Annotated in this window: 13 protein-coding genes; 6 read left to right on the forward strand and 7 right to left on the reverse strand. The window is 71.5% G+C overall.

Annotation, left to right across the window (positions count from 1 at the left end):
- The first annotated feature begins 2 nt into the window (after positions 1 to 2).
- Together VJ693_RS20255 and acnA are read left to right on the forward strand one after the other, a co-directional pair.
- Positions 3 to 314, forward strand: a complete 312-nt coding sequence (locus tag VJ693_RS20255; protein WP_324157148.1) for a high-potential iron-sulfur protein — start codon at positions 3 to 5, stop codon at positions 312 to 314.
- A gap of 133 nt (positions 315 to 447) precedes the next feature.
- On the forward strand, positions 448 to 3,378 hold the full coding sequence (acnA, locus tag VJ693_RS20260) for an aconitate hydratase AcnA (protein WP_324157149.1): 2,931 nt from the start codon (positions 448 to 450) through the stop codon (positions 3,376 to 3,378).
- 51 nt (positions 3,379 to 3,429) lie between these two features.
- Here acnA and VJ693_RS20265 read toward each other — a convergent pair whose 3' ends face one another.
- From VJ693_RS20265 to VJ693_RS20280, 4 genes are all read right to left on the reverse strand, one after another.
- Entirely contained in the window at positions 3,430 to 5,325 is a 1,896-nt protein-coding gene (locus VJ693_RS20265) for a diguanylate cyclase domain-containing protein (protein ID WP_324157151.1), read from the reverse strand.
- Positions 5,326 to 5,395: 70 nt separating this feature from the next.
- Positions 5,396 to 6,814, reverse strand: coding sequence for a sensor domain-containing diguanylate cyclase (locus VJ693_RS20270; RefSeq protein ID WP_324157153.1), 1,419 nt, complete (start codon positions 6,812 to 6,814; stop codon positions 5,396 to 5,398).
- Between the two features lie 106 nt (positions 6,815 to 6,920).
- Positions 6,921 to 7,904 (reverse strand): FAD:protein FMN transferase, encoded by a 984-nt coding sequence (locus tag VJ693_RS20275; protein ID WP_324157155.1) that lies wholly within the window; start codon positions 7,902 to 7,904, stop codon positions 6,921 to 6,923.
- Positions 7,901 to 10,003, reverse strand: coding sequence for a 4Fe-4S binding protein (locus tag VJ693_RS20280; RefSeq protein ID WP_324157157.1), 2,103 nt, complete (start codon positions 10,001 to 10,003; stop codon positions 7,901 to 7,903). Before VJ693_RS20280 ends, VJ693_RS20275 begins: the two co-directional genes overlap by 4 nt.
- 367 nt (positions 10,004 to 10,370) lie before the next feature.
- On the opposite strand from VJ693_RS20280, the gene pedF reads away from it, so the two are divergent.
- From pedF to VJ693_RS20300, 4 genes are all read left to right on the forward strand, one after another.
- Positions 10,371 to 10,862 (forward strand): cytochrome c-550 PedF, encoded by a 492-nt coding sequence (gene pedF, locus VJ693_RS20285; RefSeq protein ID WP_324157159.1) that lies wholly within the window; start codon positions 10,371 to 10,373, stop codon positions 10,860 to 10,862.
- A 1-nt stretch (position 10,863) separates the two neighbouring features.
- Positions 10,864 to 11,712: a transporter substrate-binding domain-containing protein gene (locus VJ693_RS20290; protein WP_324157161.1), complete on the forward strand. Its 849-nt coding sequence runs from the start codon at positions 10,864 to 10,866 to the stop codon at positions 11,710 to 11,712.
- A 68-nt stretch (positions 11,713 to 11,780) separates the two neighbouring features.
- Positions 11,781 to 13,922 carry a TonB-dependent receptor family protein gene (locus tag VJ693_RS20295; RefSeq protein ID WP_414652326.1) on the forward strand — a complete coding sequence of 714 codons (2,142 nt, stop codon included), beginning with the start codon at positions 11,781 to 11,783 and terminating at the stop codon, positions 13,920 to 13,922.
- A 17-nt stretch (positions 13,923 to 13,939) separates the two neighbouring features.
- A complete protein-coding gene (locus VJ693_RS20300) occupies positions 13,940 to 15,397 on the forward strand; it encodes a cytochrome b/b6 domain-containing protein (RefSeq protein WP_324157164.1) in 1,458 nt (485 codons plus the stop codon).
- Positions 15,398 to 15,416: 19 nt separating this feature from the next.
- Here VJ693_RS20300 and VJ693_RS20305 read toward each other — a convergent pair whose 3' ends face one another.
- The 3 genes from VJ693_RS20305 to VJ693_RS20315 form a co-directional block, all read right to left on the reverse strand.
- A complete protein-coding gene (locus VJ693_RS20305) occupies positions 15,417 to 16,286 on the reverse strand; it encodes an MBL fold metallo-hydrolase (protein ID WP_324157166.1) in 870 nt (289 codons plus the stop codon).
- A 203-nt stretch (positions 16,287 to 16,489) separates the two neighbouring features.
- On the reverse strand, positions 16,490 to 18,523 hold the full coding sequence (locus tag VJ693_RS20310) for a sigma-54-dependent Fis family transcriptional regulator (RefSeq protein WP_324157167.1): 2,034 nt from the start codon (positions 18,521 to 18,523) through the stop codon (positions 16,490 to 16,492).
- Positions 18,524 to 18,732: 209 nt separating this feature from the next.
- Positions 18,733 to 19,604 (reverse strand): aldehyde dehydrogenase family protein (locus VJ693_RS20315; RefSeq protein WP_324157169.1); only part of this gene is annotated, 872 nt, incomplete at its 5' end.

Consider the following 19,604-nt stretch of genomic DNA (forward strand, 5'->3'; position numbering starts at 1 on the left):
TGATGCAGCAACCCACCCGCCGTCACGTGGTGATCCGCCTGGCCTGTGGCGGGGCCGCTCTGGCGGCCCTGCCGGCCGCCAGGGCACAAGCCGCCCAGGTCGACGAGGAGGCCGAAGCCGCCGTCGCGCTCGGCTACCGGCACGACACCAGCAAGGTCGACGCGAAGAAGTACCCCACCCACGATGCCGGCCAGCACTGCGCCAACTGCGGCTTCTGGCAAGGCGCCGCGAGCGACGCCTGGGCCGGCTGTTCGATGTTCGGCCGCAAGCAGGTGGCTGCCGCCGGCTGGTGCGTGGCCTGGCGGAGACCTTAGCCCCCACGCCCCCTTCCGGGGGCTGCCCCCCCGGGGGGGCTCGCGCAGCGGACCGGCCAAGCCGGATCCGCGCACGCCACTTGAAGGCGGCGGCGCTTCGCGCGCCGGGAACGGCGATTGCTGTCGGGCCTGCATGAACGACAGCTTTGATGCCCGGTCGACGCTTCGCGTCGACGACAACGAGTACGAGTACTTCCGTCTCGACGCGCTCGAGCACGAGGGGCTGGACGTGCAGCGCCTGCCCTATTCGCTGCGCATCCTTCTCGAGAACCTGCTTCGCCACGAAGACGGCGTGACGGTCACGGCCGACGACATCCGGGCGCTGGCCGGCTGGGATCCGGCCGCGCCGGCGCAGCGCGAGATCGCCTATACGCCCGCCCGCGTGCTGCTGCAGGATTTCACCGGCGTGCCGGCGGTGGTGGACCTGGCCGCCATGCGGGACGCCATGGCCGAGCTGGGCGGCGATCCGGCGCGCATCAACCCCTTGCAGCCGGTCGAGCTGGTCATCGACCACTCGATCCAGGTCGACAGTTTCGGCTCCGCCGCCGCCTTCCACCAGAACGAGGCGCTGGACTACGGCCGCAACCAGGAGCGCTACGCCTTCCTCAAGTGGGGCCAGCAGGCTTTCGCGAACTTCAAGGTGGTGCCGCCCAACATGGGCATCTGCCACCAGGTCAACCTCGAGTTCCTGGCGCGGGTCGTCTTCGGCGCCTCGGACGAGGCGCCGCTGGGCGCGAGCGGGCTGCGCCAGGCCTACCCCGACACGCTCGTCGGCACCGATTCCCACACGCCGATGGTCAACGGCCTGGGCGTGTTGGGCTGGGGCGTGGGCGGCATCGAGGCCGAGGCCGCGATGCTGGGGCAGCCGGTGTCCATGCTGATCCCGCAGGTGGTGGGCTTCAGGCTCACCGGCGCGTTGCGCGAAGGCGCCACCGCGACCGACCTGGTGCTCACGATCACCGAGATGCTTCGGAACAAGGGCGTGGTCGGCAAGTTCGTCGAGTTCTACGGCCCGGGCGTGCGCAGCCTGGCCCTGGCCGACCGGGCGACGATCGGCAACATGGCGCCCGAGTACGGCGCCACCTGCGGCATCTTCCCGGTGGACCAGGTCACGCTGGACTATCTGCGCTTCACCGGCCGCTCGGCGGAGCACGTGGCCCTGGTCGAGGCTTACATGAAGGCGCAGGGGCTGTTTCACAGCGCCGACAGCCCGGACCCGGTGTTCACCGACCGGCTCGAGCTGGCGCTGGACACGGTGCAGCCCAGCATCGCCGGGCCGCGCCGCCCGCAGGATCGCATCCTGCTCGGCCAGGCGAAGGCAGCTTTTCGCGATGCGCTGCCATCCCTCAAGCCGACCATCGCCGCCGCCGCGGCCGCGAAGGGCGCCGCCGTCACCACCCCGGCCGGCGTGAAGGACGAGGGCGTGTGGGGCGAGGGCAGCAGCGCCTCGCCGGCCGCCGCCGCCTCGGCCGGGCCGGTCGGCCTGGCCGATGCGCTGACCGATGGTTCGGTCGTGATCGCCGCGATCACGAGCTGCACGAACACCAGCAATCCGTCGGTGATGCTGGCCGCGGGCCTGTTGGCGCGCAAGGCCGTCGAGCGGGGCCTCGAGCGAAAGCCCTGGGTCAAGACCTCGCTTGCCCCGGGCTCACGGGTCGTGACCGAGTACTACGAGCGGGCCGGGCTCAGCCCCTACCTCGACCGGCTCGGCTTCCAGACGGTGGGCTACGGCTGCACGACCTGCATCGGCAACTCAGGCCCGCTGCCCGAGGAGGTGTCGGATGCGATCCAGCGCCGTGGCCTGGTCGTCGCCTCGGTGCTGTCGGGCAACCGGAATTTCGAGGGCCGCATCCATTCCGAGGTGCGGGCCAATTTCCTGATGTCGCCGCCGCTGGTCGTGGCCTTCGCGATCGCCGGGCGCATCGACATCGATCTCGACCGCGAGCCCCTGGCCTTCGATCGCGAGGGGCGCGCGGTCTTCCTGAAGGACCTGTGGCCGACCCAGGCCGAGATCGACGCGGCGCTGGCCCGGTCGATCCAGCCGCAGATGTACCGGCACACCTACGGCCGGGCCTACGACGGTGACGAACGCTGGCGTGCGCTGAGCGCGCCCGGCGGAGATCGCTTCGCGTGGGACGAGGCGTCGAGCTACGTGCGCCGGCCGAGCTACTTCGATGGCATGGCCAAGGCGCCACCGAGCGAGATCGCGCCGGTCGCCGGCGCGCGCGTGATTGCCGTGCTGGGCGACAGCGTCACGACGGACCACATCTCGCCGGCCGGCAGCATCCGCAAGGACTCACCTGCGGGGCGCTACCTGATCGAGCAGGGTGTCGAGCCGGTCGATTTCAACTCCTATGGCTCGCGCCGCGGCAACCACGAGGTGATGGTGCGCGGCACCTTCGCCAACGGCCGCATCCGCAACCGGCTGACGCCGGCGCTCGAGGGCGGCGTCACGCGGCACCTGCCCACCGGCGAGGTCGTTTCGATCTACGACGCCGCCGCGCGCTACCAGGCCGCGGGCACGCCGCTGGTGGTGCTGGCGGGCAAGGAGTACGGCTCGGGCTCGAGCCGCGACTGGGCCGCCAAGGGCCCGTACCTGCAAGGCATCAAGGCGGTCATCGCCGAGAGCTACGAGCGCATCCACCGCTCCAACCTGGTCGGCATGGGCATCGTGCCGCTGCAGTTTGCCGCAGGCGATTCGGTCGCCTCGCTGGGCCTGGGCGGCGAGGAAAGCTTCGACATCGTCGGGCTGCCCGAGTTGATCGGCTCCGGGTTCGCCGGTGGCCGCGTCGTCACCGTGAGGGCGAGGCGCGAGGATGGCAGCGCGCTCGAGTTCCCGGCGCTGGTCAGGATCGACACGCCCCAGGAGGTGCTGTACTACCGCCACGGCGGCATCCTGCAGTATGTGCTGCGGCAGCTGCTGGGCGGGCGCGAACGGCCGGTGGCCGTCTCCGCGGCCGTCACCTCGCCGGCGCAGCCCGCGCCGGGCCCCACCCCGAGCGAACGCGAGGTCGACAAGGGGTCGGAGCAATCGTTCCCGGCAAGCGACCCGCCAGCCTATTGAGACTGCCGCCACCGCCGTGATCGGCCGTGGCGCGCGCCGCGCCCTCGCCCCTCAGGCCAGGGCGGGCTCGGCGGCGGGCTGGGTGTCGGCGGGCCCCCAGCGCACGCAGTTGCGGCCACCGCGCTTGGCTTCGTAGAGCGCGTCGTCGGCCCGGCGAAGCACGGCGCTGAGGTTGTCGCCGCGCTTGAACGGCGTGGCGCCGATGCTGATCGTGATGCTTCGGTCGGGCAGCCACTTCGATGCATCGAGGCCGGCGATCGCCTCACGCGCCTGTTCGGCGATGTGTCGTGCCTGCGCCTGCTCGGTGGCCGGCAGGATCACGATGAACTCCTCGCCGCCCAGGCGCCCGAGTTCGGCATTCGCCGGCATGGCCGTGCGCAGGGCCGCGGCGACGGCGCGCAGGATCTCGTCGCCGACCAGGTGGCCGTGGACGTCGTTGATCGCCTTGAACAGATCGAGGTCGGCGATCAGCAGGGCGCCGGGCGTGCCGTCGGCGAGCATCGATCGCAGCGTCCCCAGCACGTGGCGGCGGTTGCCCAACTGGGTCAGCTCGTCGGTCATGGCCAGGCCATGCATGCGCGTGCTGGCACGCCGGTGCCGCCGCAGCAGCACGGACAGCACGACGACCAGGACGCCGGCCAGCATGAGCGACACGGTGCGCAGCCGGTTGGCGCGCTGTTCCTCGGCCAGTGCATGTTCGGTGGCGGCCTTCTCGCGCTTGAGCGCTTCGTTCTCGCGGTCGGTCGCCGCCATCTCGAACTCGACCTTGAGGCTCGCGAAGCGCTGCTCGATCTGGCGCTTGAGGATCTCGTCGGAGGCCTTCTTGAACGCGCTGGCGTGCTCGAAGGCGGCCCGGTAGTCGCCCAGCGCCGCCGAGGTGGCCGCCAGTTCGCCGCGGGCGGTGGCGGTCTCGGCGGGCGACTGCGCCGCACCGAACACCGCCAGGGCCTCGGACAGGGCCGTCAGGCTCTCTGCCGGCCGGTTCAGCAGGCGCAGCGCGATGCCGCGCTGCAGGGCGATCTGCGCGCGCAGGCGCTCGTCGGGCGCCTTGTCCAGCAGGTCGGCGGCGGCGCGGGCGTGGTTCAGCGCGGCGGCGCCGTCGCCGTCGGCGTTGCTCACGCTGGCCAGCCCGCGCAGGGCATAGGCACGTCCGCGCACATAGCCGAGCTTTTCGCTGATCGACAGCGAAGCGGCGAACGACGCGCGCGCCGCGGCGCGGTCCCCCAGGTTCTCCAGCGCGCGGCCGAGGTTGTGCTGCGTGACCGCCTGCTCGCGCAGCAGGCCCGCGCTGCGCTGCGCGGCCAGGGCCTGCTCGAAATGGTGTCGCGCCTGCCGCGGGTCGCCCATGCGGTCGTAGAGCATGGCCACGGCGAGCAGGGTGTTCAGCCCCTCTTCGCTCTTGTGCAGCCGATCGAAGAGGTCGCCGGCGCGCCGCAGGTCGGTCAGGCCGGCGGCCCACTCGCCGCGTACCCCGCGCAGGTAGCCGCGCTGGTACAGCGACAGGGCCAGCACCTCGTCGTCCCTGGCCGTTTCGGCGATCGCCACCGCGCGTTCGTAGTTCAGCATGGCCCGCGCAGTCTGGCCGGCCAGTTCCTGCAGGTCGCCCTCGCAGGCCATCAACTGGGCCGCCAGCGCCGGGCGGGTGATGCGCGGCAGCAGCGCCTGCCCGGCCTCGAGATGGCGTTCGGCGCTGGCACGGTCGCGCTCGCTGAAGTAGTCGCAAAGCTGGATCCGCGCCATCAACTCGAGATCGGGGTCGGGCCGCCGCGCGAGCTCGACCAGGGCCTGTTCCGCCAGGGCCCGGCTTTGCTGCGGGTCGTTGCGCATGGCTGCGCGGCTGCGCTCGACCAGCGCCCTGGCCGGTGGGTCGTCGGCCGCCACCGGCCCGGATGCCAGGACGGCAGCGACGATCAGGGTCAGGGCAGACGCAGGCAGACGGCGTTTCATGAGATCACGGGCGGCGCACGGCGCGTGCGCCGGTGAATTGTCGTCTGTCTGTAACTCCTTGCCCAACCTGTCAGGCCGCCAGCCCGGGCCGCATCCCGAACGAGGCGGGCACGACCCGGTTGCGGCCGGCGGCCTTGGCCTCGTACAGCGCGTTGTCGGCCGCAGCGACCAGCTCGTCGGCGCCGGCGCCAGGCACCGGGACGACGGTGGCGACACCGACGCTGACCGTCACCCGGCCAGCGGCGCCGTGGTCGATGCCGGCCACCGCGCGGCGCATCTGCTCGGCCACGCACATCGCGCCGGCGGGGGTGGTGCCGGGCAGGAGCACGGCGAACTCCTCGCCCCCGAAGCGGGCCGCCAGGTCGGCCGCACGGGTCACCGTGCCGGCGATCTGGCGGGCCACCGCGCGCAGGCAGGCGTCGCCGGCCAGGTGGCCGTGGGTGTCGTTGAAGCGCTTGAAGTGGTCGACGTCGACCATCAACAGCGACATCGGCTGGCGCTCGCGCGCGGCGCGCTGCAGCTCGACCTGCAGCGTCTCGTCGAAGCGGCGCCGGTTGAACAGGCCCGTCAGGCCGTCACGCTCGGCGATGTCGCGCAGCGTGTCGTTCGCGCCGGCCAGTTGCCCGTACAGGCGCAGCGTCTGCGTCAGCAGGGTCAGCAGCACGAAGGACGAGGCCAGCAGGCCGTACAGGCGCCCGGCGTAGAAGCCGAGGTCGAAGCGGCCGGCATTCAGCACGGCGGCCAGGCCGATGTCGAACACCCAGGCGCACATGACGACCAGCAGCCACAGGTCCAGCACCGAGCGGCGCCGATGGCGCCACAGCGCCGCCCCCGCGCCCATGCTCAAGGCCCACACCAGCGTGACGACGCCGAGCATGGCCGGCGTGTAGCGCGGGCCGGCCATGATCGCCGGCAGCAGCGGCTCGCCGACGGTGGCCAGCAGCGTGCCCCCGACCACCAGCACGACCACCACGGCAACGCAGGCGCCGATCGGCGCGGCCGCCGAATAGGGCGCCGCCGACCAGGCCGGCAGGCGCGCCGGCTCGCGCCCGGCGAGCAGGGCGTAGCCGATCACCACCAGCGCGAAGGCACCGTGCCACAGCATGTACAGCCACGCGGTGCTCTGCGGGCCAGCGCCGAGCAGGCCGCCGGGCGCAAAGAGCCCCGGAAAGCTCAGCGCATGCACCACCGCCACCAGCGCGGTGAACAGGTAGCCCCCACCGAGCAGCAGCACCGCGCGCGAGCGCAGCAGGTGGAACTGGCCGAACAGCAGCGCGGCGGTGATCAGGTCGTTGATCACCAGCGCCGACTGGTACACCGCCACGAACACCGGCTGCGGCGACAGCGGCACGCGGGCCCAGGGCGCCGCGACGGCGAAGAGCAGGGCCGACACGCTGACGACCACCAGCGCCAGCCGCTGTTCGGCCGGCGAGGGAACTGCGGTGCACAGGTGGATCGCGGGAGCGGGCGTGCTGTCTGAATCGACCATACGGCGCGCCGGATGTCGGCTTGGTCGCGGTGCACTCCCTGTGCGTGTCAGCGTAGCCCCTTTGGGCGCTGGCGGGTGTCTTCTGATTGGGGGGGCGTGGCCGCCTTCAGCCGGTGGCCAGGCGCCAGCCGGCGGTGGCGCCGCGCTGGCCGAGCTTGTCGACCCACAGCGCGTCGACCTGCCAGCGCCGGGCGAGTTCGGCGATGCGCGCGGGCCCGGCGACGAACATCACCTTGGTCAGCGCATCGGCCAGCGCGCCGCTGCGCGCGGCGACCGTCACACTGGCCAGGCCCGAGGGAGAGTAGCCGCTCGCGGGGTCGAAGATGTGGTGGTGGCGGTGGTCGGCCGAGAAGCTGCTCGGCTCGTCGGCCGAGGTGGCGACGCAGCGCCCATCGGCCAGCACGCGGGCCAGCAATGCATGGTCGTCCCGCGGGTCGACCAGCCCCAGCCGCCACGGCGAATCGCCCGGGTTGCGGCCCAGGGGCGCGAGTTCGCCGGTGTCGATCAAGGCGTGGTGCACCCCATGGGCGCGCAGCAGGTCGCGGACGCGGTCACAGGCATGGCCCTGGGCGATGCCGTTCAGCGTGGCGGCCATCCCGGGGCGGGCGAAGGCCACCCGATGCGGCTCGACGCGCAGCGCGCGCCAGCCGACCCGCTCGTGTGCCCGGCTCACCTCGGCGGCGCGCGGAAGCCGGCCCGCCTGGCGCGCCGCATCGAAGGCCTGCCACAGGGGCTGCACGGTGACGTCGAAGGCGCCGCCGCTGTGGCGCGCCACCCATTGGGCCAGGCGCAGCACGGCCAGCAGGTCGGCCGGCGGCTCGGCCAGCGCGCCGTGCCGATTCAGTCGCGACAGCGCGCTGTCGGGGTCGTACAGGCTCATCTGCGACTCGATCGCCCGCACGGCCCGCACGGCGGCGTCGAGCGCACGCTCGAGCAGGTCTTCGTCCTCGGCGCCGGCGCGCAGCGACAGCGTGGTGCCGAAACCCAGCCAGTCGCGCCGGCGCCAGACGAGCGGTGCGGGCGTGGCCTGCGCGGCGGCGGGCATCAGGCCGTGGCCCATCGCGGCGTAGAGCACCTGGCGTCGTCTCATGGCGCGGCTCCGCTCGGGGCGAGGGGGTGGATGGGCACGATGCGGCGGCCGCCCCGGGCCTGCGCGATCAGCGGTGCGCAACGGCGCGGGTCGGCGTGGATGGCCACGCAGTCGAGGCACTGGAAGCACTCGGCGTAGTCGATGCGGCCGTCGGGGCGGATGGCCTGGTATTCGCAGCGGTGGCGGCAGGTCTGGCACGGTGTGCCGCACTCGGCGCGGCGGGCGATCCAATCCCAGCGGCGCAGCCTTCCCAGCACGGCCAGGCCCGCGCCGAGCGGGCACAGGTAGCGGCAGTAGCTCTTGTACAGAAAGGCGCTGGAGGCCACCAACGCGCCGGCCCACAGCACATACGGCCAGGTGCGCACGAAGCCGAGCGTGATCGCCGTCTTGAACGGCTCGAGCTCGACCAGCGCGTCGGTCGCGCCGCCGGGCACCAGTGTGCTGGCCAGCAGCAGCGCCAGCAGGCCGTACTTCAGGCGCTTGAGCCGCGCATCGGTGCGGCGGTGCAGGCGCAGGCGCGGCAGCTTCAGGCGGGCAGCAAGCTGGCTCACCAGCTCCTGCAGCGCGCCGAAGGGGCAGAGCCAGCCGCAGAAGGTGCCGCGGCCCCAGACGACCAGCGTGAGCGCGACGAAGCCCCACAGCACCAGCGTGACCGGGTCGTAGAGGAAGAAGCCGAGCGAGTGGCCGGCGCGCAGCGCCTGCAGCAGTGCCGTGAGGTTGACGATCGAGAGCTGGCCCTGCGCGAACCAACCGATGAAGACGAGCGTGAAGGCGAGGAAACCATTGCGTACCCAGGCCAGCCGGCGGGCGTCGCCCACCACTTTGGCGATCAGCCAGCGCGGCCGCGCGAGCACGGCGGCCAGCAGCACGAGCGCTGCACCGAGCACGCCGAGCTCGGCCGCGCGCGCGGCCCAGATGCCGCGCCAGGACTTGGCGTCGGCCTCCGGCGCCGTCACGTAGGGCCCGGGCAGGGCGAAGGGCAGCGGAAAGTCGCGGCTGACCCGCTCGGGGTAGACGATGCCCTTGCTGCGCGTCACGCGAAAGCGGAATTCGATCGGCTGCGATGGATCGAGCCCGGCCGGGCCGATGACGCGGAAGACCTTGGATTCCGCGCCGCGCAGCTCGGGTGGAAGGGCCAGCGGGTCATCGAGATCCATGTCGCGCAACTCGAGGGGCAACTCCCCCTGGCGCAGCGTCAGCCGGTCCGGCACGGCGCCGCGCACGAAGGCGTCGCCGATGAAGCTGCCGGCGCCGCGGGCAACGACCAGCAGCGCATGGTCGCCGGCGTCGAGCCGGCCTTGCAGGTGTGCGCGGCCCGCCTCGCCGAGCAGGCTGGCCGCCGCCGGGGGCACGCCCAGGTGCGCCAGCCAGAACTCCATGTAGGGCGCGTCGGCCGGGCCGGCCGGCCCCAGGCCCTGGCCGACCGTGCCGGCGAAGGCCTGCTCGACCTGGCCGCGCGTCAGCGTCACATGCTGCACGAGGCCCGCTCGCTGCAGCTCGGCCCAGCCCAGCCGCTCGGCGGCCAGGTCGCTGCGCACGCGGCCGACCAGCTCGGGGTCGCGGCCGGCGGCATAGCCGAGCTTGGCCCGCGCGACTTTCAGCGAGGCCGCCAGCAGGCTCTGGTTGACGATGCGCACCGATGCGGTCGCCTTTGCCACGCCGTCGATCGTGACGGCGGCGCTGTCTGCGCGCGCGGCATCGCCCGGCTTGCCGCCGACCTTGATGCTCTGCTTCAGCGACAGGCCGCGGTACTGCTCGACGAAGCGGAACAGCGGCGCCGGGCCCAGCCCGTCCAGGAACACCGGCTCGTGCTGCGAGAGCACGCGCACGTCGAGGAAGCTGCCCTGCGCATCCAGCGCCACCAACAGGTTCAGCGGCGTGCCCGAGAAGCCGGGCACCGGCGCCAGGTCGATCGATTCAAAGACGTAGGCCACGAGCACCGTCGATGTGGCCTCCTGCTTGAACACCGGCCAGACGGGCAGCGCCGCGTCACGCTCGCCCAGCATCAGCGGCGCGGGGAACAGCACCTGAAGCGCCTCGCGCGTCATCACGCCGGCGCGCGCGGGCAACGCCGCGGCCAGCACTACCAGCGCCACCATCGCCAGCCCTTGCCGCCACCACCGTCGAGCCGCCTTCGCGCCATGCGACATCGCCTGCCTCTTCCGCCGAGATGGGGTGTCGGATTGCAACCGCCGTGCCCGCGCGCGGCGGGCCCCGCGCGGGCCCGATAGCAAGGGTTTGCTGTGCCATCGCTGTGCGCGGCTGCGACGGGCCGTGCCAGGCCCGGTGTCACAGCTGCTCCGCTGTCTTCATTTGGAGCAGGCGGCTGCTTGTTTACCCTGACGCGCTCTCGGCCGGCATCGCGCAGGCGGTTGTCCCGCGCCAGTGGCATGTGCTTTGCAGTCCGCTGTGGCAGTCCCTGGCTTCAGCCAACCCTTGCCACCGTTCCGATACAGGAGTTCCGAGATGAGGAGACATGCATTGCACGCCGCCACCTGGGCCGCCGGCCTCGCCACCGGCCTGACCGCCTGCGCCATCGCGCTGGCGCACGGCGACGTCACGCCGCAGGCGGTGGACACCCACGAGCTGCCCTCGCTGGGCGAGGGCTGGCGCGACCAGAACCCCTATCGGGCCAAGGACGGCAGCCAGGACATCGCGGTGCGCATCGGCACCTCGGCCTTCAACCAGAACTGCGCGCGCTGCCACGGGCTGGAGGCGATCTCCGGCGGCATCGCGCCGGACCTGCGCCGCCTCGACAACGATTGCGCGTCGATGAAGGACGCCGCGAAGAAGACCGCGTGCATGGTCGAGAACGACCAGTACTTCCTGACGACCGTGCGCAACGGCCGCTCGCGCAACGGCGCGGTCTACATGCCGCCCTTCGAGGGCACGCTGAACCAGGAAGCGATCTGGTCGATCAAGGCCTATCTGGAGACGCGGCGTGAAAAGCCGATGTGAGATGACGACCCCCAGGTCTGGGCTGCACCTTGCGACACGCCGCGCCTGTCTGCTTGCAGCCGCCGGTGCCGCACTGGCGCCGGCGGCCGCGTTCGCGCAAGGCAGCGCGGGCAACCTCGCCCGCATCCGCGAGCGCGGCAGCCTGCTGGTCGGTCTCTACCAGGAGATGCCGCCGTTCCACGTCGACGGCCACGGCATCGATGTCGAGCTCGGCCGCGCGATCGCGGCGGCCATGGCGCTGAAGTTCAGCCCCATGCCGTTCCAGGCCGGCGAGAACATGGGCGACGACCTGCGCAACATGGTCTGGAAGGGCCACTACCTCGGCTGGGGGCCGGCGGACGTGCTGCTGCACGTGCCGGTCGAGCGCGCCTTGATGCAGGCCAACCCGCAGGTGACGGTGATCGCACCATACTACCGGGAGCGGGTCGTGCTGGCCACGCGTGTGGAGCAGTTGGGCAAGGTGGAGAACCTCGCGGAGTTGCAGGGCCACCCGGTCGCGGTGGCCGGCCAGTCGTTGGCCGGCTGGCTGCTGGCGGGTGCGGTCAAGGAAGGCCTCGTCACCGCCTTTGCCGATGGCGTGGGCGCGGCCCAGGCGCTGCGCGATGGCCAGGTGCATGCGGCGGCCGGGCTCGCGTCCGAGCTGGAATGCGTGCTGGCCGGCGACGCCCGCTTCGCGCTGCAGCCGCTGCCATCGCCGCGCGTGCCGCCGGCCGGTTGGGCCATCGGCTGTGCCGTGCGCCAGGGCGCCGACGAACTCGCGGCCGCGTTGCAGCAGGCCGTGCAGTCGCTCCAAACCAACGGTCGGCTCGCCGCGATATTTGCCGAACAACGCGTCAGCTGGCATCTTTAGCGGCTGCCGCGGGCCACCCCTCGAAGGGTGGCCCGCCCCACCACCATAAATCTGGAGACACACCGATGATGAACCCGCCGTTCGCCCGGCGCCGCTGGCCGGCATTGATGGCCCTCGTCCTGCCGGCCCTGGCGCAGGCGCAGAGCCAGCCCGAGCCCGCCGCGCAGAGCGTGGTCGTGACCGGCACGCGGCTGGAGGAGCAGCCGTTCGACGTGCCGGCATCGGTGGACCGCATCGGGCCCGACCAGATCCGCGAGCACCGCCTGCAAGCCAACATCGCCGAGGCCCTGGGCGGCGTGCCGGGCCTGCTGGCGCGCGACCGGCAAAACTACGCGCAGGACGTGCAGATCTCGGTGCGCGGCTTCGGCGCGCGCGCGAGTTTCGGCATCCGCGGCGTGCGGATGTACGTCGACGGCATCCCGGCCACGCTGCCCGACGGCCAGGGCCAGGTCTCGCACGTCGACCTGAGCTCGGCCGAGCGCATCGAGATCCTGCGCGGGCCGTTCTCGGCGCTGTACGGCAACTCATCGGGCGGCGTGATCGAGGTCACCACCGAAGGCGGCAGCGGCGCGCCCACTGCCAGCCTGGGCCTGGCCGGCGGCGGCGACGGCACTTTGCGGGCCAACTTGCAGGCCAGCGGCAGCAGCGGCGATTTCGGCTACGCGGCAGACCTGGCCCACTTCGAGACCGACGGCTGGCGCGAGCACAGCGCGGTGCGGCGCGAGCTGGGCAACCTGAAGCTGACCTGGCGGCCCACCGCGGATGCACTGGCCGGCGACAAGCTGACCGTGGTGGCCAACAGCATCGGCGTGCCCGAGGCGCAGGATCCGCTGGGCCTGAAGCGCGAGCAGTTCGAGGCCGACCCGCGCAGCGTGGACCCGGTGGCGCTGGCCTTCAACACCCGCAAGGCCTTCGACCAGACCCAGCTCGGCGCGAACTACGAGCACGTGCTGGCGCGCAACCAGCGCCTGCAGCTGATGGCCTACGGCGGCAGCCGCCACACCGAGCAGTTCCAGGCGATCCCGACGGCACCGCAGGGCAGCCCCAACCACCCGGGCGGCGTGATCGACCTGGCCCGCGACTACCAGGGCGCCGACCTGCGCTGGACGCTCGACGAGCGCAACGGCGCGATGCCCTACGCGCTGGTTGCCGGCATCGCCTTCGACGGGCTCGACGAGCATCGCCGCGGCTACGAGAACTTCATCGGCGAGACCTTGGGCGTCAAGGGCGCACTGCGGCGCGACGAGAGCAACCGCAGCAACGCATTCGACCAGTACCTGCAGGCCACGCTGCGGCCTGCGCCGCAATGGCGGCTCGATGCCGGCGTGCGCCACAGCAAGGTGACGGTGAAGAGCCGCGACCACTACATCAGCGGCCCGAACGGCGACGACAGCGGCGACACCGATTTCAGCGCGACGACGCCGGTCGCCTCGGTGATGTACCTGGCCAGCGACGACCTGCACCTGTATGCCTCGGCCGGCCGCGGCTTCGAGACGCCGACGCTCAACGAGCTGGCCTACCGGCCCGACGGCTCGGCCGGGCTGAACACCACGCTCAAGCCGGCCCGCAGCGACAACCTCGAGCTCGGCGCCAAGTGGCGCATCGACGCGCAGCAGGCGCTGAACGTCGCCGTGTTCGCGGTGCGCACCAACGACGAGATCGTCACCCAGACCAACCTCGGCGGCCGGGCCAGCTTCCAGAACGCCGGCAAGACGCGGCGCGACGGCGTCGAGGTCGGCTGGCAGGCCCGCCTGGCCGGCGACTGGAAGGCCCAGGCCGCGCTGACCTGGCTCGATGCGAAATACGATGAGAGCTTCACCACCTGTGCCGCGCCGCCCTGCAGCGAGCCGACGCTGGTCATCCCGGCGGGCAACCGGCTGCCGGGGGTGGCGCGCAACTCCGGCTATGCGGCCTTGCGCTGGGCACCGGAGGAGGGCTGGCAGGCCGGTGCCGAGCTGCGGGCGCTCAGCCGCGTGATGGTCAACGACACCAACAGCGACTACGCCGCGGGCTTTGCCACCGTCGCTGCCAGCGTCGGTTACAAGCTTCGACGCGGCCCCTGGGCCGTCAGCGGTTTCCTGCGTGCCGATAATGTGTTCGACCGCCGGTACGCGGGCTCGGTGATCGTCAACGAGGGCAACGGCCGCTTCTTCGAGCCAGCGCCCGGGCGCACCTGGCTGGCCGGCTTCAACGGCAGCTACAGCTTCTGAAGTAAAGGAACGTGTCGATGAATGCTCGCTACGACCGGGTCGCGATGGCGCTGCACTGGGCCATCGGCCTGGCGCTCGTGGCCCAGATCGTGTTCGGCTTTGCGCTGGATTCGATCGCGCCGCGCGGCACGCCATCGCGCGGCGCAGTCATCAACCTGCACAAGTCGATCGGCCTGATGCTGCTGGCGCTGGTGCTCGTGCGCCTGGGTTGGCGGCTTGCGCACCGGCCGCCGGCCTGGCCCGCGGCGATGAGCCATGGCCTGCAGCGTGCCGCCACCTGGGGCCACCGCGCGTTGTACGCCTGCATGCTGGCCTTGCCCGTCGCGGGTTACATCGCGTCGAACTTCAGCAAGCATGGCGTCAAGTTCTTCGGCCTCGCGCTGCGTCCCTGGGGGCCTGACCTGCCGTCGGTCTACGGCTTCTTCAATGGCCTGCACGTGGCCCTGGCCTGGTTGTTTGCCGCGCTGGTCGCCGGCCATGTGCTCGCGGCACTGCACCACCTGCTGGTCAAGCGCGATGGCGTCTTCCGTCGCATGTGGCCGCTGGCGGTGGCCGCTGCGCTGCTGGGTGCCGGCGCCACCAGCGCGCGGGCCGCACCGTTCGCCTACGTGCCCAACGAAGGCTCGGGCACGCTCAGCGTGATCGACATCGCCAGCGACCAGGTGGTGGCCGACATCGCGGTCGGCAAGAAGCCGCGCGGCACGGCGATCACGCCCGACGGCCGCCTGGCCTATGTCAGCGACCAGCCGAACAACCGGGTTGTGCTGGTCGACCTGGCCGCGCGCAAGGTGGCGGGGGAAGTGGCGCTGGGTGAATCGCCCGAGGGTGTGGGCATCTCGCCCGACGGGCGCTGGGTCGTCGTGGCGATCGAGGAAAGCAACGACGTCGTCTTCGTCGACACGCAGACCAAGGCCGTGGCCTTCGTCGTCAAGGTCAGCGGCAAGAACCCCGAGCACGCGGTGTTCTCGCCCGACGGCAAGCAGGTCTTCGTCAGCGCCGAAGAGGGCGAGGCGGTCAACGTGATCGACTTCGCCAAGCGCGCCGACGTCGCCCGCATCCCCGTCGGCGCGCGGCCGCGCGGCATCGCCTTCTCGCCCGACAGCGCACGCGCCTACGTGGCGGCCGAGAACTCCGACGAGCTGTACGTGATCGACACGCGCAAGCTCGAGGTGCTTGCCAAGGTCAAGTCCGGCTCGCGCAGCAACGGTGTCACCGCGCACCCGAACGGCAAGTGGATCTTCGTCTCCAACGGGGGCGCGGCCACGGTCTCGGTGATCGACGCCGCCAGCCTGACCGTGATCGCCACGGTGCCGGTCGGCCAGCGCCCGTGGAACATGGCGCTGTCGCCGGACGGCTCCAAACTCTATGTCGCCTGCGGGCGTTCGGGCAGCGTGGCGGTCGTGGACGCGCTGAAGCACGTCAAGCTGGCCGAGATCCCGGTCGGCAAACTGCCCTGGGGCGTGGCGACCCGCTGATCGCGGTTCAGAGCGCGGTTCAGTCCAGCTCGATCTCCATTCCGTCGTGCGCCACCTCGATGCCATGGGCAGCGAGCTGGTGCCGCTCGGGGCTGGCTTCGTCGAGCAGGGGCTGGTCGTGGCGGGCTTCGGTCAGCACCTTGCGCGGGGCCGACAGCGCCGCGAGATCGTGCAGCGGTTCGTGCAGGCCGCCGACGAGGATGCACTGGGCGTGCGCCATCCAGTCACGCTCGGTGGGGCCGATGTGCGCCAGGCTGGGGGCGTGGAACAGGCGCTCGCCGCTGCGCTCGTCCTCGATCAGCAGCGCGATGGCGTCGCCGGCGGCCGGGTCGTCGTGGCGCGTCGAATGCGGCGGCGGTGAGCCGGGCAGGGCGACGGCGGACAGGCGCAGCCCCGGGCAGCCGGGCACGCGGAATTCGGTGCTGCACGGCACCGCGCCGGGCTCGTCGCTCAGCTCGCCCGAGATCGGCAGCAGGTGCCAGTGCACGCCGCAGTAGTGGTCCAGCACCGGCAGCAGCGCGAGTTCGCCGGTCAGCTCCTCGAACACGCGCGGCGTGCAGTACAACTCGAGCGGCGGCCCGTCTCGCAGGTTCAGCAGGCCGGCGACGTGTTCCAGCCGCGCGTCGGTGAGCAGCACGGCGCGGATCGGCGGCATCGCGCCCTCGCCGCCGGCGGCCTGCAGCGCCGGGGTGTCGCGCAGCTGCTGCGCAAGTTCGGGCGAGGCGTTGACGAGCAGCCAGCCCTGGCCGTCGGCCGAGACGGCGATCGAGCCGGGCGTGCGTGGCCTGCCGCGCAACGCGCCGCTGCGCAGCCCGCTGCATTGCGGGCAGGTGCAGTTCCAACGGGGCGAGCCGCCGGCGGCGGCCGAGCCGAGCACGAGGATTTTCATCGGCAGTGAAGCAGCAGTGGCGGAACGGAGCACGCCTTTGTGCTCCACGGTGTTCCAGGTGCTGATTCATTGCAAGACGCGTGCCGATACGCGGGCCGGTATGCCAATCGCGGAATCAACCAAGGGGTTTGCGCGGATCCGGCTCTGCCGGTCCGCTGCAAAAGCCCCCCCGGGGGGCAGCGACCGGAAGGGAGCGTGGGGGCTCAGACTTTCCAGCGCAGTTTGCGGTAGATGGTGTTGCGGCTGATGCCCAGGCGCCGCGAGGCCACCGAGATGTTGCCGCCGGCCTCGTCGACCGCACGCTGGATCGTGCGCAGTTCCATCTCTTCCAGCGTGGCAGCGCTGGCCGCCGGGTCGGTCGCCGGCGTGGGCGGCGCCGCGGCCGCGGCGGGCATGGCTGGCATGGCGGGCGACGCGGCGGGCAGGTCGCGCTGCGCGTCTTCGAGGAAGTCGTCCGACAGGTGAGACCGCGTGATCATCATCTCGCCGCCGGCCATCACGGCGGCGGTGCGCAGCACGTTGGTCAGCTGGCGGATGTTGCCGGGCCAGTGGTAGCCCTGCAGCAGCGTGACGACCTCGGGCTCGAGCTCGAGCGGGCGGCCGTTGGTCTCGGCGCGCAGGATCTTGCGCACGATCGTCATCAGGTCGCTGCGCTCGCGCAACGGCGGCAGCCGCACGACCAGGCCGTTCAACCGGTAGTAGAGGTCTTCGCGGAAGGTGTGCGAGCCGATCATGTCGCGCAGAGCGCGGTGGGTGGCGCTGACCACGGCCACGTCGACCGGCACCGACTTGGCCGACCCCAGCGGGGTGACCTGGCGCTCCTGCAGCACGCGCAGCAGCCGCGCCTGCAGCGACAGCGGCATGTCGCCGATCTCGTCGAGGAACAGCGTGCCGCCGTTGGCCTGCAGGATCTTGCCCGGCGAGCCCTTGCGGCGTGCACCGGTGAAGGCGCCGTCTTCGTAGCCGAACAGTTCGGCCTCGATCAGGTTCTCGGGGATCGACGCGCAGTTGACCGCGACGAAGGGGTAGCGCGAGCGCTCGGAATCGTGGTGGATCGCGCGGGCGAGCAACTCCTTGCCGGTGCCGGTTTCGCCCAGCACCAGCACCGAGATGTCACGGTTGAGCACGCGGCGCACCTTGGTGATGACCGCTTCCATCTGCGCATCGCCGGTCTGCAGGTAGCGCAGGCCCGACATCGCCGGGCTCGCGCCGGTGGCGGTGCGCGCGCCCGCCGCTGCGGCGAAGAAGCCGCCGTCGCCGGCGGGCCCGGGGTTGAGGGCCGCTTCGACCTCGTCGCCGGCCGCGTCGATCGTCACGCTGCCCAGTGCATGCCAGGTCGGCCAGTTGAAGACGGCGCGCATGTGCAGGCGCTGGCCGTTGGGCAGCACCATCGCCATCGGTGGCGCCATCGGCGAGCGGAAATGGTCGATCACCGCGCCGACGGTCACGCTGAACAGGGAGGCGATCGTGTTCATGCGTAGCGCGGCGCCGCTCATCGCGAGCTGATCCAGCGCGCCGCGATTCGCGCCCAGCAGCTTGCCGTCGCGCCCGACGGCGACGATGCCTTCCATCAGCGTGCCGATGAACTCAGGCCGGCTGTGGAAGTGCAGCCGCAGCGCGTGGCGGAAGTCGTCGGACAGCCAGTGGTTCTCGATCATGCGGGCCGACATCTTCACCAGCCCCATCGTGTGCATGTGGTAGCTCTGGTGGTCGCCCGAGACGTCGAGCACGCCCAGCATGTTGCCGCGCGGGTCGAAGATGGGGGCGGCCGAGCAGGTGAGGAAGCCGTTGGCGTGCATGTAGTGCTCGCCGGCATGGACGACGGTGGGCAGCTCGTCGACCAGCGCGGTGCCGATCGCGTTGGTGCCCTTGCTCGATTCGGACCAGTTGGCGCCCGGCGCCAGCGCCACCTTGGAGGCGCGCTGCAGGAAGGCGTCGTGCCCCACCGAGTGCAGCACGGTGCCCTGGGCATCGGTGAGCACCACCATGCTCTGCGTGGCCATGGTCTGCTCGAGCAGCAGCTCCATCACCGGCGCGGCGTGCAGGTGCAGGCGCAGGTTGCGCTCGCGGGCGATGGCCAGGTCCGAGCGGATCAGCGCGGCGTGGTCCGGCCGCTCGATGCGCGACAGCCCGAGCGCCGCGCAGCGCTCGTGCGAATGCAGGATGGTTTCCGCATGCAGCGGGTCGCCAACGGCCGGCAGGGCGGCGCCGTCGCGGGCCAGGGTCGAGATCGCCATCGCACGGATCCTTTCGCGCTGCGCGGTAGCCGCCGAGGGTAGCGGACAGCCGGCATCACATCCATCCATGCTAGGGCCGTAACTTGAGTTTCGTCAGTGCAGGAATCCCTCGTCAGCCCGGTGAAAGCCGGGCCGCGGTTGTGCCAGCCTGACACAGCCGCGGTGCGACCTGTCACGAGGCTGACGAGGGCGGCGTCAAGATCGCCGGGTCAGAAGAAGCCCAGCGGCTGCTCGCTGTAGCTGACCAGCAGGTTCTTGGTCTGCTGGTAGTGGTCGAGCATCATCTTGTGGGTCTCGCGGCCGATACCGCTCTGCTTGTAGCCGCCGAAGGCCGCGTGCGCGGGGTAGGCGTGGTAGCAGTTGGTCCACACGCGGCCGGCCTGGATGCCGCGGCCCATGCGGAAGGCGGTGTTCATGTCACGGGTCCACACGCCAGAGCCCAGGCCGTACAGCGTGTCGTTGGCGATCGCCAGCGCCTCTTCCTCGTCCTTGAAGGTCGTCACCGAGACCACCGGGCCGAAGATCTCTTCCTGGAAGATGCGCATCTTGTTGTGGCCCTTGAAGACGGTCGGCTTGACGTAGTAGCCGCCTTCGAGGTCGCCGCCGAGCTGGTTGCGCTCGCCGCCGATCAGGCATTGCGCGCCTTCCTGCTTGCCGATGTCGAGGTAGCCCAGGATCTTGTCGAGCTGCTCCTTGGAAGCCTGGGCGCCGATCATCGTGCTCTTGTCGAGCGGGTTGCCCTGCTTGATGGCCGCCACGCGCTTGAGCACGCGCTCCATGAACTGGTCGTAGATCGACTCCTGAACCAGCGCGCGCGACGGGCAGGTGCAGACCTCGCCCTGGTTCAGCGCGAACATCACGAAGCCCTCGACCGCCTTGTCGAGGAAGCCGTCGTCCTTGGCCACCACGTCGGCGAAGAAGATGTTGGGCGACTTGCCGCCCAGCTTGGCCTGGGCGCCGCCGCACAGCAGCTCGGCGCCTTCCTGCTTGCCAAGGTCGAGGTAGGAAAGGATCTTGGTCAGCTGCTCCTTCGAAGCCTGGGCGCCGATCATGGTGTCGGTGTCGAGCGGGTTGCCCTGCT

Origin of the sequence: Ideonella sp., from assembly GCF_035254525.1 — a bacterium.
Classification (GTDB): domain Bacteria; phylum Pseudomonadota; class Gammaproteobacteria; order Burkholderiales; family Burkholderiaceae_C; genus Ideonella.